The organism is Rhizobium sp. KNZ14-9A (assembly GCF_056755015.1).
This window is the reverse complement of the sequence record NZ_JBPGXB010000001.1, coordinates 947,807-962,198: the sequence shown is the minus strand read 5'-3', so window position 1 is coordinate 962,198 and position 14,392 is coordinate 947,807. Positions and strand designations below refer to the sequence as shown.

The 14,392-nt window shown below is 59.0% G+C and carries 13 protein-coding genes; 3 read left to right on the top strand and 10 right to left on the bottom strand.

Going from position 1 to position 14,392, the window contains the following annotated elements:
* Positions 1-52: 52 nt before the first annotated feature.
* The 5 genes from ACR9ZQ_RS04995 to ACR9ZQ_RS04975 form a co-directional block, all read right to left on the bottom strand.
* Positions 53-805, bottom strand: coding sequence for an SDR family NAD(P)-dependent oxidoreductase (locus ACR9ZQ_RS04995; protein ID WP_481427081.1), 753 nt, complete (start codon positions 803-805; stop codon positions 53-55).
* Positions 806-1,609: 804 nt separating this feature from the next.
* Entirely contained in the window at positions 1,610-1,861 is a 252-nt protein-coding gene (locus ACR9ZQ_RS04990; RefSeq protein ID WP_481427080.1) for a hypothetical protein, read from the bottom strand.
* 194 nt (positions 1,862-2,055) lie between these two features.
* Complete coding sequence (locus ACR9ZQ_RS04985) at positions 2,056-2,454, bottom strand: nuclear transport factor 2 family protein (RefSeq protein WP_481427079.1); 399 nt, start codon at positions 2,452-2,454, stop codon at positions 2,056-2,058.
* Positions 2,455-2,553: 99 nt separating this feature from the next.
* Positions 2,554-3,174, bottom strand: a complete 621-nt coding sequence (locus ACR9ZQ_RS04980; RefSeq protein ID WP_481427282.1) for an NADPH-dependent F420 reductase — start codon at positions 3,172-3,174, stop codon at positions 2,554-2,556.
* Positions 3,175-3,196: 22 nt separating this feature from the next.
* The gene (locus tag ACR9ZQ_RS04975) at positions 3,197-3,931 is read right to left on the bottom strand and encodes an SDR family NAD(P)-dependent oxidoreductase (protein ID WP_481427078.1); all 735 of its coding nucleotides are present in this window, start codon (positions 3,929-3,931) and stop codon (positions 3,197-3,199) included.
* A 330-nt stretch (positions 3,932-4,261) separates the two neighbouring features.
* On the opposite strand from ACR9ZQ_RS04975, the gene ACR9ZQ_RS04970 reads away from it, so the two are divergent.
* Both ACR9ZQ_RS04970 and ACR9ZQ_RS04965 read left to right on the top strand, forming a co-directional pair.
* Positions 4,262-5,155: a LysR family transcriptional regulator gene (locus ACR9ZQ_RS04970; protein ID WP_481427077.1), complete on the top strand. Its 894-nt coding sequence runs from the start codon at positions 4,262-4,264 to the stop codon at positions 5,153-5,155.
* A 108-nt stretch (positions 5,156-5,263) separates the two neighbouring features.
* Entirely contained in the window at positions 5,264-7,117 is a 1,854-nt protein-coding gene (locus tag ACR9ZQ_RS04965; protein WP_481427076.1) for a glycoside hydrolase family 15 protein, read from the top strand.
* 396 nt (positions 7,118-7,513) lie between these two features.
* On the opposite strand, the gene ACR9ZQ_RS04960 is transcribed toward ACR9ZQ_RS04965, so the two are convergent.
* The 5 genes from ACR9ZQ_RS04960 to ACR9ZQ_RS04940 all read right to left on the bottom strand — a co-directional run bounded on the left by ACR9ZQ_RS04960 (position 7,514) and on the right by ACR9ZQ_RS04940 (position 13,257).
* Positions 7,514-9,145, bottom strand: coding sequence for an ABC transporter ATP-binding protein (locus ACR9ZQ_RS04960; protein ID WP_481427075.1), 1,632 nt, complete (start codon positions 9,143-9,145; stop codon positions 7,514-7,516).
* On the bottom strand, positions 9,142-10,101 hold the full coding sequence (locus tag ACR9ZQ_RS04955; protein WP_481427074.1) for an ABC transporter permease: 960 nt from the start codon (positions 10,099-10,101) through the stop codon (positions 9,142-9,144). Before ACR9ZQ_RS04955 ends, ACR9ZQ_RS04960 begins: the two co-directional genes overlap by 4 nt.
* The gene (locus ACR9ZQ_RS04950; RefSeq protein ID WP_481427073.1) at positions 10,067-10,984 is read right to left on the bottom strand and encodes an ABC transporter permease; all 918 of its coding nucleotides are present in this window, start codon (positions 10,982-10,984) and stop codon (positions 10,067-10,069) included. Before ACR9ZQ_RS04950 ends, ACR9ZQ_RS04955 begins: the two co-directional genes overlap by 35 nt.
* Positions 10,985-11,075: 91 nt before the next feature.
* Entirely contained in the window at positions 11,076-12,590 is a 1,515-nt protein-coding gene (locus ACR9ZQ_RS04945; protein WP_481427072.1) for an ABC transporter substrate-binding protein, read from the bottom strand.
* Between the two features lie 40 nt (positions 12,591-12,630).
* A complete protein-coding gene (locus ACR9ZQ_RS04940) occupies positions 12,631-13,257 on the bottom strand; it encodes an RraA family protein (RefSeq protein ID WP_481427071.1) in 627 nt (208 codons plus the stop codon).
* On the opposite strand from ACR9ZQ_RS04940, the gene ACR9ZQ_RS04935 reads away from it, so the two are divergent.
* Positions 13,250-14,305: a LysR family transcriptional regulator gene (locus ACR9ZQ_RS04935; protein WP_481427070.1), complete on the top strand. Its 1,056-nt coding sequence runs from the start codon at positions 13,250-13,252 to the stop codon at positions 14,303-14,305. The two genes, ACR9ZQ_RS04940 and ACR9ZQ_RS04935, sit on opposite strands and share 8 nt — an antisense overlap.
* Positions 14,306-14,392 lie beyond the last annotated feature (87 nt).

The window sequence follows — 14,392 nt, the reverse complement described above, 5'->3', positions numbered from 1 at the left end:
ATTGGGCCCAGGCCCGGCGGGCGCGGCCAGCCGGTCCTGGGACCAATCGGGATCAGACCTGCGCCCAACCGCCATCGACGGCGAGATCGATACCGGTGATGTAGGAGCTTTCATCGGAGGCGAGGAACACGAGAGCAGCCGCGATTTCCTCTGGCTTGCCCCTGCGACCCATCGGGATCTGTGAAGTAAACTGGGCAACGGCCGCTTCGGCCTGCTCGGCGGTAAGGCCGGTTGTTGTCGCCAAGGCGGGAGTTTCGATCGCGCCAGGGCTCATCGTATTGACGCGGATCTTTCGGTCCAGCAACTCCATGGTCCAGGACCGCGCGAAGCTGCGAACAGCCGCCTTGCTTGCTGCATAGGCACTAAACGCCGGCAACCCCTTCACGTTCGAAACCGACGAGTTCAGAATGATCGAACCGCCGTCCTTGAAAAGAGGAAGAGCCTTCTGCACCGCAAAGAACAGACCCTTGACGTTTACATCGAAGGTCTGGTCAAAATGGGCCTCCGTGGCTGCAGCGAGCGGCGCGACTGTCCCTGCGCCCGCGTTGGCGAAGAGAACGTCGATGTGGCCATGCTTCTCTTTCACGGTGGCGTAGAGCCGGTCGAGATCCTCCAGGCGCGCGACGTCGCCCATGACCGTTGTTACGTTTCTTCCAATAATGTCCGCGGCTTCTTGCAAGACTTTCTCGCGTCGCCCGAAGATCACGACCTGCGCACCTTCTTCCACGAAACGCTTGGCTGTGCCCAAGCCAATTCCGCTGCTTCCGCCCGTAATCACGGCGATCTTTCCGTTCAGTCTTGTCATATCGTGCATCCTTCGCTTTTGCTTAAATGTTGTCGGGCGGTGCCTCTGTTGCACGTCTGCGCCCGATCCAGCGGTCGATCCGCTCATAAACGGATCACCGATCTGTATATATGGACCACTGGTCCGCTTTCAAGGCACCTTGTTCTCGCTAAGACAAATAAAAATTTAGCCACACACTCTCGGTCGCGCGAGAAGGGACCGCCGGGGATGGCTCCGATGCGTCGATGCCAGACATCACTCGTGCCGAAGTCAGGCTGGCCACGCTGTTCCGTCAATTTGTGAGGCGAGAAGCCCTGTTAGAGGCGTTGCTGCGATCGAATTTGGACACGCTCACGCATTGGACTGGGGATCTCGAATCGTCGGCTCGTCAGACGAAGTGGTGTTGTCCTGCCTTCACGAACGGATGCATTCGCCCAAAGAAACTGTGGCGCCATCGCCATGATGGCGGCCGCCCATACGGACCTGAGCTCCGCGCTCTACGCTTCATACGCAGCTGCACTCGACTGTTTCTCCGTGCGCAGACCCGAGGGGACGGCGCGTATTGACATGACTGGGGACGACCTGTTCGGCCTGATATCGGTGCCCGGGAGGCTCTTCGCGATGCGAGGCCTCGTCGTGAGCTCAGCTTAGCTGCCAGGGAGTAATGGCCGTCGTCCAGATTGCCGAGCAGGCCGGCTGAACAGGCTCCCAGCCGAGGATTTGGCGCGTGATGGTGTTGAATGCGGGGAAGTCGCCCGTGACCGCAGCCGACATTGACCCAAAGTAACCCGGCACCGTCAGCTCGTCGTCGGAGAGATCTCCGCGTCAGGCGGCATCTGCCTGAGTGTGTCTGCCACTACGGCTCTCCACCAGGCTTGCCGCTTGAGCAGCTGGTCGCATGTCCTTCGGCAGCGACACGAGGTCCGCCGACACGGCTTCGATGTTTTTCTCGGGCCGGCTCCCCTCAAGCGCCCGCATGCCGCTGACTGGGAAGTTCTTGAAATAGGCAACTTCGGCCCGCACGAAGCTGGAGATCCGTCGCTCGGGTCCAAGACGCCGGAGAATAGGTGAGTCCATCCGCCGTCGCCCAGGTAACGTCGATGACAGGTGGGGCCCGCCTGTATCCTGGGAAGTGGATCAACTTGCATTGCTTGGATCGATCCTACATTGATGGCTTCGTAGTTTCGCGCCATGCGTCGACCGCACCGCGCGCGGCATTAAGCGGCGCACAGATCGCTCCGGTCATCAGGCGGACTCACGTCATTTTCAGGCTAAGACTTTGCGGACCGCGCCAGTGCTTGCGTGTCGATATACTCCCGGGTCTTCGTCACTTTGCCATTTCGAACGGTAATGTCGAAAACCCAATCGTCCTTGAACGGCTTGTTCGTTGCTTTGATTTTCCCGGTCGCGACGTCTACCACCATCACTCGATCCCCCTGCGCCACGAATTCGGGGGGCTCGGGGTATGTCATTTCCACCTCTTCGGACGCTTTTTGAAGCACAGCTGCCAGTTCTGCGTGCCCGCGGTGCGTGCCGGCCAGCGGCCAACCCTCGCCCGGAATGATCCACTCAACATCGTCTGCAACCAGGGCCAGTAGATCTTGCTCATTGTAGCTGCCTATCGCTGCGAAGAAATCCTTCACAATCTGGACATTCTTTTCGATATTCATCGTATCTCTCCGGTTTCCGTCAGTCGGATTGTGCCCGAGCTGGACGGAGACGTTGCGGGCTTAAGGCGGGATCGCATCGAAACTTGCCATCCCGATCGATCAGTCGAACTTGACCAGGTCCTTGAAGATCAGTTGACCCCAGCTCTTTCCGCGCGCCTGCACCAGCAGCCCACCTTCCGATAGCCCGCCAAGTTTGATCGGTGCGAAACCGAGCTTTTCCGCCAGCGTACCAATTTCCGCTACGGCAACGTCATCGTCGCTCGCCAAGAACACGACTCTCCTGCCCCCGTGTACGGCCGGATCCTGGTCAAGGGTGGCAGCGACCAAATGGTTGAAGCCCTTGACCAGTTTTGCGCCACCAAAGGCCTGCGCGACAAACCTCGAAGACGGCTGTCCTCCCAGGTCCTCGGGGGGCAGGCCGTAGGCGTTACTCACATCGACGATGGTTTTCCCCTGCCAAGTGGGAAGCGCCTTGGCGACATCAGGAAGCGACTCGAAACGCACAGCCAAAAAGACTGTGTCCGCCTTGACCGCTTCCGCCAGCGTTTTGGGAATGATCGTTTTTCCGATCGCGGCTGCGGCCGCTGCAAAGCTTTCCGGGTCGCGCGTGGTTGCCACGGACACTTCGATGCCGTTGCGGGCAAACGCCTTGGCCAAGGCCTTGCCGATATTGCCGAAGCCGATAATTGCGTAGCTCATATCTGTTCTCCTGGTGTTTATCCCGGCCTTAGGGTGTGACGTGTTAGAGCTGTGCCAGGCCGCCGTCGACAGCGACTTCGCTGGCGGTCATGAAGCTGCTGTCATCCGACGCGAGAAATGCGGCGACGGCCCCGATCTCTGCGGGATCGGCCATGCGCTGGAGCGGAGTCATCGCGCCGTAGGCCTTCTGGCCCTCTTCACCCAATGCCTCCTTTGCGAGTTCGGTCGCCGTCGCCCCGGGCGACAGCACGTTGACCCGGATGCCGGTGCCCTTCAGGTCCTCTGCCCAGGTCCGCACGAGATTGCGCACGGCTGCCTTGCTCGCGCTGTAGGCGGTGAATCCCGAGGCCCCAGTGGTGCCGGCGCTCGAGCCGGTCAGGATGATCGAACCGCCTGAGGCCATTAGCGGTAACGCCTTTTGGACCGTGAAGATCGTACCCTTCACATTGGTGTCGAAAGTCTCGTCGATGTGCTTGGCAGTGATCTTGCCGAGCTTAAGTGGCCCTCCCGCCCCGGCGTTGGCGAAGACGATATCGAGGGTTCCACGCTCTGCCTTCACCGCCGCGTAGAGTTGGTCGAGGTCGGCCTCATCCGAGACCGAGCCCTTCACCGCGCGGGCATTCGGTCCGAGTTCGCTCACAGCAGCGTCGAGCGCTTCCTGCCGGCGGCCATAGATGAAGACGAAGGCACCCTCCTCCACAAACCGCTTCGCCGCGGCGAGGCCAATGCCGGTAGCGCCGCCGGTGATCACGGCGGTCTTCCCATTCAGTCTAGTCATGTCATGCATCCTTCGTTCAATTGGGCGGACGCTGAAGCAACGATTGCTCTCCAGCTCCCGGCGACTTCTCTTTCCAGGCCGTGCCCTTGGTCATTCAGGACGTGCCGAGGACTTCAAGATAAGTTTGCGATATTCGGGAGTTCAGTTCGAAAGTACGCACAACGGTGGTGCGAAAACGATCCACTGCTATCATTGATGGCAAAGCGACAATCGGGGAGTATTGTCCAACGCCATCGTGAGCTGGGAATGTGGTCTGTTCCACGCATTGTGAGGTACGACATTGTATAGACTGATTTTGAGGAGCACACTTGAGCGGTGCCGGATTGCACCATGATCGACTGGGATGATGTTCGTTATTTCCTTGCCGTCGTGCGTGCAGGCTCGGTACGGTCGGCTGCCGCGGGTCTTGGGGTGAACCACTCGACCGTTCTAAGACGCATCGCTCAATTGGAGAAACGTCTCGGAGCGCAGATGTTCGAGAAACTGCCTTCCGGTTACCGCTTGACGGCTGCGGGAGAGGAAGTTCAGGAGCTCGCTGAGCAGATGGAGGCGTCTTCTCACCAGCTCGAAACCCGCGTCCTGGGTCGCGACCAAAGCGTGCGCGGGCTTCTGCGCGTCACACTGCCGTCGCCTCTCGCAGGATACCTGCTCATGCCCGACTTCGCCGAGTTCGCGCGTCTGCATCCAGACATCGAGATGGAAATCCTATCGTCTGGACAGCTGGCGAACCTCACCAACCGAGAGGCTGACGTGGCGATCCGCGTCGTCTACGATCGCAACACCCTGCCGCTCAATCTCCATGCACTGAAGGGAGCGGAATTGTTCGGAGGCTTCTACATCTCCGCCGATCGACTGGCCGCATGGCGCGCGGGCGGGACTGGCCCCAGATGGATCGCCATAAGCGGCCATGGCGTGCCAGCCTGGACAAGTAGAGGAGAGGTTCATGCAACGGGTACCCCGTTCAGAACCAACGACTTCGAGGCCCAAATCGCCGCGGTACGGCAGGGGATTGGCATTACCACTCTACCGTGTTTCGTAGGAGACACCGATCCCCTCCTGGTAAGGGTGCCGGATACCGACCTGCACCTATATGGGACGGTTTGGCTTCTTACCCAGGGGGAGGCACGCAAGACGAAGCGCGTGAGACTGTTCACCGAGTTCGTATCACGCAGGCTCGCCGCCTACGCTCCGCGTCTCGAGGGCGTTGCTATTTCGAGCGACTGATATCCGAATTGCGTCCAGCGTGAACCGCTTCGCCGGCGGCGACGATGAGGCAATTAGTTAAACACGATCCCTGATATTCCCATAACGTGCGATTAAATGGAGTGTGATATGACCGTTCGATCGGAAGCCCATGCTGCAGGCAGTATCGCGACTACAGATCATTCAATTCCTCGCCCCGTCGCAGATCATGGAATAATTGGCGACCTCGCAACTCTGGCGCTCGTCGCCAAGGACGGCACGATTGACTTCATGTGTTGGCCGAATTTCGACAGCCCAACAATCTTCGCAGCACTTCTCGATCCAGAGCGCGGCGGTGTTTTTGAACTGGCTCCAGACATTCCCGATGCACGGGTTGTACAGCAATATCTGCCCGACACGAATGTGCTGCTGACACGCTGGATGGGCAAGTACGCTAGCGCTGAGCTGACTGACTTCATGGTCGTCAAAGATGACGGTTCGGACACGCCAACAATGGTCGTCAGAAGGCTGAGGGTGACCCGTGGTGAGGTGGACTTCACCATGCGCTGCGCCCCGCGCTTTGACTACGCGCGGGAAACCGTGATCGCTCATGTTACAGGCAACGAGGCAGTGTGGCAGCCAGTCAAGGTAGATGGCATCCGGCTGACATCAAACATGCCTCTTATAAGCAACAGCGACGGGGTTGGTGCCGGCGCTCGCCTGACAGCTGGCGAAACTGCTGATTTTCTGCTCGCAGGTATCGATGATGACCCAATTAAGCTCCCCGAAATTCAGCACCTTGAGAAAGCGACAAGTGAATATTGGCAGGATTGGGCGGGGCAATCATCGTACCGGGGCCGCTGGAGAGAAATGGTCACGCGCTCGGCGTTGACGCTGAAGCTCATGACATCCCGTCGGCACGGATCGATTGTTGCGGCCGGAACCTTTGGCTTGCCGGAGGCGCCCGGCGGCACCCGCAACTGGGACTATCGCGCGACCTGGATTCGGGACGCGTCCTTTACCGTCTATGCCCTGATGCGCCTTGGCTATCAGCAGGAGGCCCAGTCGTTTACAACCTGGATCGGCAAGCGGGCGACGAAGTGCCACGCGAGTGGAAAGCTGGACATCATGTACGCGGTCGATGGAGGAAGGGTCCCCGACGAAGTCGCCCTTGAACATCTCCAAGGCTACGGCGGTGCCCGTCCGGTCCGTATCGGTAACGATGCGGCGGAACAGGTCCAGCTTGATATCTACGGCGAGCTCATGGACGCGGTCTATCTCAGCAACAAATATGGCCACGCGATTTCTCACGACGCCTGGGACGGTGTGCGTGACGTCATCAATTACGTTTGTGATCATTGGGAAGAACCGGATGCGGGAATATGGGAGATGCGCCGCGAGCCTCAGCATTTCCTGCACTCACGCTTGATGTGCTGGGTCGCCGTCGACAGGGCAATCAGGCTCGCGAGCAAACGATCCCTTGCGGCACCGTTCAGCCGATGGATCGACGCCCGAAACCTGATCTACGAGGATATCTGGAAAAATTTCTGGAATGAGCAGAAAGGACATTTTGTGCAGACGCGGGGCGGCGAAAGCCTTGACGCTTCCTTACTGTTGATGCCGCTGGTAAGGTTCGTCAGCGCCACCGACCCCCGCTGGCTTTCCACTCTCGACGCAATCGGCACGACACTCGTCGATGACGGCCTTGTTTATCGCTACCGAAGCGACGATGGGCTCCATGGACAGGAAGGTGCATTTTCCGCCTGTTCTTTCTGGTACGCGGAGTGTCTGGCGCGAGCTGGCGACATTGTGAAAGCCCGACGCGTTTTCGAAGCGGTTCTCGACTATGCCAACCATCTCGGCCTTTACGCCGAGGAGTTCGATGCTCGCTCAAATCTGTCAGGTAACTTCCCGCAGGCCTTCACTCACTTAGCGTTGATAAGTGCTGCTTATTATCTCGATCGTGAGCTCGACGGGAAAAAGGCCCAGGAATGGCGACCTTGAGGTTTTGACACCCTGCCAACCTCTAGAGCACAGATCGGACACTATTAGCGGCTGAAAGGCGGGCGTCTTTTTCGCTTTCCGCAATCGCAGTCGCGACCGGATGAAGCTGCTGTCCGATCGTTGCGAGCACGCCACCTGCGGCGTGTTCCGGCGTGCAAATCAAGCGGGCTTTGCCAACTGTCGTCGATACAGGAGTTCCTTGCGGTCCTCCGGCGCACCGTCGAAGAAACGGATGCCCAATTGCTCAGCGAGAAAAAAGAGCAGGCCGCACCGCCATCGCCCATCTCATGGCGCGGGGCGTTCGGACATTTCAGACTTAGGCGTATGAGTGATAGCTATCGTGCAGGTGGCTCCTGCCGACGTAACAGCGGCGATGAAGAAGGCCGTCCTGAGTTGTCATGCCGCAGTCGGAAGATGCGACATGCTCGCAGACAAGAGCCGCTTCGTGTAGTCGTTCTGCGGATTGCTATAGACGTCCGCCGTCTTGCCCTTTTCCACGATCTTGCCGCGATACATCACCACGACATCGGTTGCGAAATCGCGCACCAGCGCCAGGTCGTGGGCGATGAAGATGTAGGATAGGCCAAGTTCGCTGCGCAGTTGCTTGAGAAGGTCGATGACCTGGGCTTGGATCGACACGTCGAGGGCCGACACGGCCTCGTCGCAGACGATGACTTCCGGATTGAGCGCGAGCGAACGGGCGATGGCGATGCGCTGCCTCTGCCCGCCGGAGAACTGGTGCGGATAGCGGTCGATGTAGTCGGCTTTCAAGCCGACGCGCTCCAGCAATTCAATGACCTTGCCGCGCCAATCCTTGCGCGGCAGGACATCCGCATGGATGGCCCAGGGCTCGGCGATGATCTGGCCGATTGTCATACGGGGATTGAGGGACGCGGTCGGATCCTGGAACACGAACTGCATGCGCCGGCGAACCTTGAACGTTTCTGTGGCACTCATGGCGTTGAGATCCTTGCCGTCGAAGCGGATCTCGCCGATGGTCGGCTTGTCCAGGCCGAGCAGCATCCGGGCGAGGGTCGATTTTCCGGAACCGGATTCGCCGACGATCCCAAGCGTCTCGCCGCTTTTAAGGACGAAGCTTGCTTCGTTCACCGCGCGGATCGCGTTCGGGCCGGCCTCTGCCGCCTTGCCGGGCCGGATGCCGTAGATGCGCGATACATTGTCGACTTCGAGGAGCGTGCGGCCATGGATTGCCGCCTCCTGCGTCGCGTCGAAGCCGTGACGGCCCGGCATCGCGTCGAGCAGTTTTCGCGTATAGGGGTGCTGTGGCGATGTCATGATCTGTTGCGATGTTCCGGATTCAACGACCCGTCCATCCTGCATGACCACGACGCGGTCGGCGACCTTTTCCACGACGCTCAGGTCGTGGGTGATCAGCACGATGCCCATCCCGCTTTCGGACTGCAGCTTCTTCAACAGAGCCAGTACCTGCGCCTGCACCGTCACGTCGAGGGCGCTCGTCGGCTCGTCGGCGATCAGCAGGTCCGGCTCCAGCGCGATCGCGGAGGCGATCATGATGCGCTGGCGCTGGCCACCGGAAAATTGGTGCGGATATTGCCTGGCGCGGCGCTCCGGCTCCTCGATTCCGACGCGGGTGAGAAGATCGATGACGCGGACATGGGCGGTGGCCTTGTCGACGCCATGAACGCGCAGGGTTTCGGCGATCTGCCAGCCGATGGGATAGACGGGATTGAGGGCCGCCAGCGGATCCTGAAAGATCATCGAAATCTTCTTGCCATTAATAGCCCGGCGCTCTTCCTTCGAGGCCTTCAGGAGATCCTGGCCACGGTAAAGGATTTGCCCGCTGGCAATCACTGCCGGAGGACTGTCCACGAGATCCAGCACCGCGGAAGTACTGACGCTCTTGCCGGAACCGCTTTCGCCGAGAATGGCAAGCGTCTCGCCGGGATTGATCGACCAGCTGACATCGTTGACGGCATGTACGACCCCGGCGCGATTTGGAAAGTCGATGCTGAGGTTCCTGATTTCGAGGAGGGCCTGCTGGCTCATTTTGCACCTGCGGATGTTTGGAAACGCCAGCGCTCGACCGGATCGGTAACGATGCGCAGCCAGTTGGAAAGGAGGTTCAGTGCCATTGTCACCGCCATGATCGCCAAACCCGGCCAGAAGGACAGCCACCACGCCGAACCGAGATAGTTGCGGCCATCTGCGACCATCAGCCCCCAGGTGACTTCGGGCGGCTGGATGCCAATGCCGAGGAAGCTCAGCCCCGATTCTACCAGCATGACGAAAGCCATTTCGAGCGCCGCCAGATTGATCACCGTCGGCATGACCATCGGTGCGATATGACGCAGCAGAATGCGCTCCGTCTTCGCGCCCATCGCCAGAGCAGCCGTGACGAACATCCGCTCCTTGAGCTCAAGCACTTCGGCACGAACGGTGCGCAGGAAGATCGGAACGCGGGAGATGGCAAGCACCAGGATGACGTTACTGACCCCGGTAGAGAAGACGAAGAGTACGATAACCGCCAGTAGCATCGATGGAAAGCTCATGATCGCATCGGCAAGTCGAAGGAGCGTTGCGCCGATCCAGCCGCCCTTATAGCCCGCGACGAGCCCGAGAAGCCCGCCGACGACGGTGGAGATGACCACGGCGCTGGCTGCGATCAGCATCGTCTTCTGGCTCGCGACGATGATGCGGGCAAGTAGGCTGCGCCCAAGCGCATCGGCGCCGAGGATGAACAGCCAGCCCTTATCAAGCGAGAAAGGTTTGGCGTTGCGTGCCGGAAGGTTAAGGGCACGCGCCTGATCCGCCAGCAGCCAGGGGCCGAAGATGGTGCAGATGAGAACGAGCAGCAGCAGAATGGCGGCACCGAAGGCAACCTTGTCCTGCCAGAGGAGCCAGACGACCTCTCGGGTGGCGGATGTTCTGGCAGTCGGCTTTGCCGAGGCGACGACTGGTACGGCCATCTCAGTTGTACCGGATGCGCGGATCGACGATGGCATAGGCGATGTCCACGATGATGTTGATGATGAAGACCGCAAGGGCAGTCACGAGAACGGCAGCTTGGATCACGGCAAAATCGCGCAGCATGACTGAATCGATCATGAGTTTGCCGATGCCAGGAAAGCCGAACACCGTCTCGACGATCACTGCGCCGTTGACGATCCCGGCAGTCTGATCGCTTGCGACTGTGATGACCGGAAGAAGCCCATTTCTGAGCGCGTGAATGAACACGACGGTGCGCGAGCCGACCCCCTTGGCGCGTGCCGTCTTGATGTAGGCCGACGACAGCGCGGTCAACATGGAGGTACGCACCACTTGCACGAGAACCCCAGCCGGCCGCAAGGCCAGCACAGCGACGGGCAATACCCAATGCAGGGGCGTTCCGGTGCCGGATGTCGGAAGCACGCGCAAGGTCACCGCAAAGACGAGCACGCCGACGATCGCTACCCAGAAGTTGGGAGTGCTGGCGCCGAGCAGCGAGATGAAGCTGGCGAGCCGGTTGAATACGCCGCCGGGCTTGAATGCCGCAAGCGAACCGGTCACCACCGCAATCACGATAACCAGCGGCATTGTCACCGCCGCAAGCATCAGCGTCGTCGGGAAAGCCTGCAGAACGACCTCGGTTGCCGGCCGCGAAAATTGCAGCGACTGCCCCATGTCGAGATGAACAATCCCCCAGATGAAGCGACCGAACTGGATGTAGAGAGGGTCATTGAAACCGAACTGCTCGTTGAACTGGTTGCGGACGTCCTGCGAGGCGCCCTGCGGCAGATAGAGATCGACCGGAGAGCCTGTCATGCGCGCCAGGAAAAACACCAGAACGATAAGCCCGATGAGCGAAAGCAGGCTTTGCAGCGAGCGCTTATAGATGAACGTACCCAAAATCCCGCTCCTCCGTCAGATGGGAATGATTGATGCCTTGCGTCGAACGGAAAGAGGGTAAGCGGCGGCTGGCTGGCGCTCACCCTAGCAGCTATTTCAGCTTGACGCTGGCCAGTTGCAGCTCGACTGCGTTGGCGATCGTCGGAGTGAAATCGATCCGCGCGCCAACCCGCATAAAGTTGACCATGTGGAACAGCGGCACATCGGCGACCTTGTCCTCGTAGATGCGACGGAAAACCTCCTGATAGTCAGCCACGCGCTCGTCGCCCTGTTCCGTGCCCGCCTTGTCGATGAGAGCGTCGAGTTCAGGGTCGTGCAGCTCGCTCTGACGGCCGCTGGAATGATACTTGAAGAAGGCCGTGAACGCAGCGTCGCCACTGTTGTTGTCATGCATGGTCAGGAATATGTTCGGCTGACGATCTGCGGCAAATGGCTTGTTCGCCACCTGCAGCCATTGTGACATTTCAAGATTGTCGAGCTTGATATTGAGGCCCACCTGCCGCAGCATTTCGGCAGCCGCTTCGACGAACTCGTTGGAATTGGCAAACATGCCCGCCCGGCCGACCATGCGGATTTCTCGCGTCACGTCGATGCCATCTGCCTTCGCCTCTGCCAGAAGCTTCTCTGCTTCAGCCGGGTCATATTCCCAAGGCTTCAGTTTCGGATTGAAGCCAAGGACGCTCGGGCCGACCTGCTGTGTGGCAAGCTGGGCTTCGGAGCTGATGACGCTGCCGAGGAAGGCATTGCGGTCGATCGCAAGGTTGATCGCTTTCCGGACGCGCACGTCATTGAGCGGCGGCACGTCGACAGAAAGACGAAACATGGATGTGTCGGAATTCGGATAGACCTTGTCCGTCGTCTTGTTGGTCGCATCCTGAGGCGCGATCGAGAAAGCCAGGTCGGCCTCGCCAGTTTCGACCATTGCGGCCGCGACCGAGGATTCGCTGCGCCAGACGTAGGTCGCCTTTTCGATGGCGGGCTTGGTGCCCCAATAGCTGTCGTCGCGCACGATGACGACACTGGTACCCTGTGTCCAGCTTTCGAACTTGTACGGGCCCGTGCCGATCGGTTTGTTGGTATATTCGCCCTTCGGGGTATTGGGCGAGGAAATAGCCAATTGTGCCAGCAGCGTCGGCAGGATCGGCACCGGGGTCTTCGTGGTGAACTTCACCTTGTTGTCATCGATGATCGAGGCGACGATGCTCGTGCCGTCGAGATATTTGGTGCGAGTGATGCAGGTAAGCTTCGGGTCGTTCGTGCGCTCTAGCGAATCGACTACGGACTTCGCGTCGAAAGGTGCGCCATCATGGAATTTGACGCCCTTGCGGAGCTTGAACACCCACTCGTTCGGCGACGGCTGTTCCCAACTTTCGGCCAGCCGAGGCAGGATCTTGCCATTGCCGTAGTCGAGTTCCACCAGTGTCTCGACGACGTTCTGCTTGATGATACGGCCAATCACCGATCGTGGCGTTTCGCACGGATCGAGCCGATCCGGTGCAGCGGGCAGGACAATGGTGACGGAATTTGCCGCCTGTGCCCATGCCGTGCCGGACGGAACGATGACCGTCGCAGAGATCGCCAGTAAAAGTGTCTTCCAAAAATTCACAGACTTATCCTCCCTTTAAGCTGTCTAGGTCTTGTGTGATTCAGCCCTGCAGCTGTAAGCGCGCCTCCCTGAACCTTGCGATCTTCGCCCGTTCATTTTCCTCCTGCGCCCGGACCCCCGGAAGAAGCTGCGCAGCCACGGCGGGCGCGAGCGCGACGATCCCATCCTCATCGCCGACAATCAGATCCCCAGGATTAATAACAAGACCTCCGATCGAAACCGGAACATTGAGGGCGCCAGGTCCGAACTTGTATGGACCTTTGTGGGTTACGCCGCGTGCATAACAGGGCAGATCCGACGCGCGGATCGCCGCCACGTCGCGGATCGCTCCATCAATGATGAAGCCGGCTACGCCAAGGGATTCCGCATGCGTCAGGATGATTTCGCCAATCAGCGCCTGGCTGATATCGCCTCCGCCATCAACGACGATGATATCGCCCGCCCGCGCGATCTTGAGCGCTGCATGGATCGCCAGGTTGTCGCCTGCCCGCGTCTTAACGGTCAACGCCGTGCCGATCATATGGCCACCCTTATGGTAGGGGATGATGCCGGTCGCGCCGGGCAGTCGAGAAAGGTTGTCGCTGATGATGGATGTCGCAACGCCGCGATATTCCGCAACAAGGGCCGAGGAGACCTGCTCTGCGGACGGGTGTTCTGCAATGATCATGAAGCCTCCTTCAAAGCCCTCCACGGCCTTGATGTCACGGATTTATAATATTGCCACGCCGCGCAAAAAAGCGATAAATATAGATTTATATAAATCGAAAAACTTCATGGGAATGGCGATGTTTACGCTGAAGCAGTTGGAAGCGCTATATTGGGTGGCGACTTTAGGAAGCTTTGAGGCCGCCGCGTCCTACCTCAATCTCACGCAATCGACGATCTCGAAGCGCATTGCGGAATTGGAGGCCGGGTTCGCCTCGCCGCTCTTTGACCGGACACTTCGGCAATCGGTGCTCACTCCACAGGGCAATGACGTCAGGGACATCGCGGAACAGATGCTGCGCCTGCACGATCGACTGAAACTAGCGGCGCGGTCTATCTCGACGCCACTGAAGTTTCGGCTAGGGGTCAGCGATCTTGTGGCGATCTCATTGCTTCCGGAGCTTCTGGCGACGATCGTGGAGCGATATCCCGGCATTACCTTGGAACCGGAGATCGACCTGACAAAGGGGCTGCTGGAACGCTTGAACGATCGCAAGATAGACTTCGTCATCTGTCCGCGCCTGTTGCAGCATCCTCAATTCATCAACAGGCGCCTGGGCGAAATCGAACTGGTCTGGATGTGCAGCCCCAAAACCAACAACAGCGATCGGGTTCTGACCAACGACGAGCTTTTGAAATATCCATTGCTGATCCAGTCTGCCGGCTCGATCCTGCGTCCCATCCTTCACGACGTGATCGACAATCCAAAGCTACCGTTCACCAAAACCATATCGTGTAACAACATGGCGGCTTTGGCCGAACTCGCCACTTTCGGTCTCGGCATCACCATTCTGCCAAAAGCATTCTTCAGCAAATACGTCGCGGATGGGCGGCTTCGCATTTTGAATACGGAGATGAAGCTTCCGAACCTCGAATATTTCATCACCTATCGCAACGACTACCACAGCGTATTTTTCGAGGAGATCGCTCAGATCAGCATGGAACTAGTCGTCAACACTGCATTGCGAGAAGATCACACCATATCAAACGAAGAGGGTATCGTTTCGTGAAAGACAACAGGAGCGCACGTCGCTTTGAAATGAATTAGAAAACACCCCGGGGATGCCCGCCGCATCCCGAAAGATAAAGAAGCGATA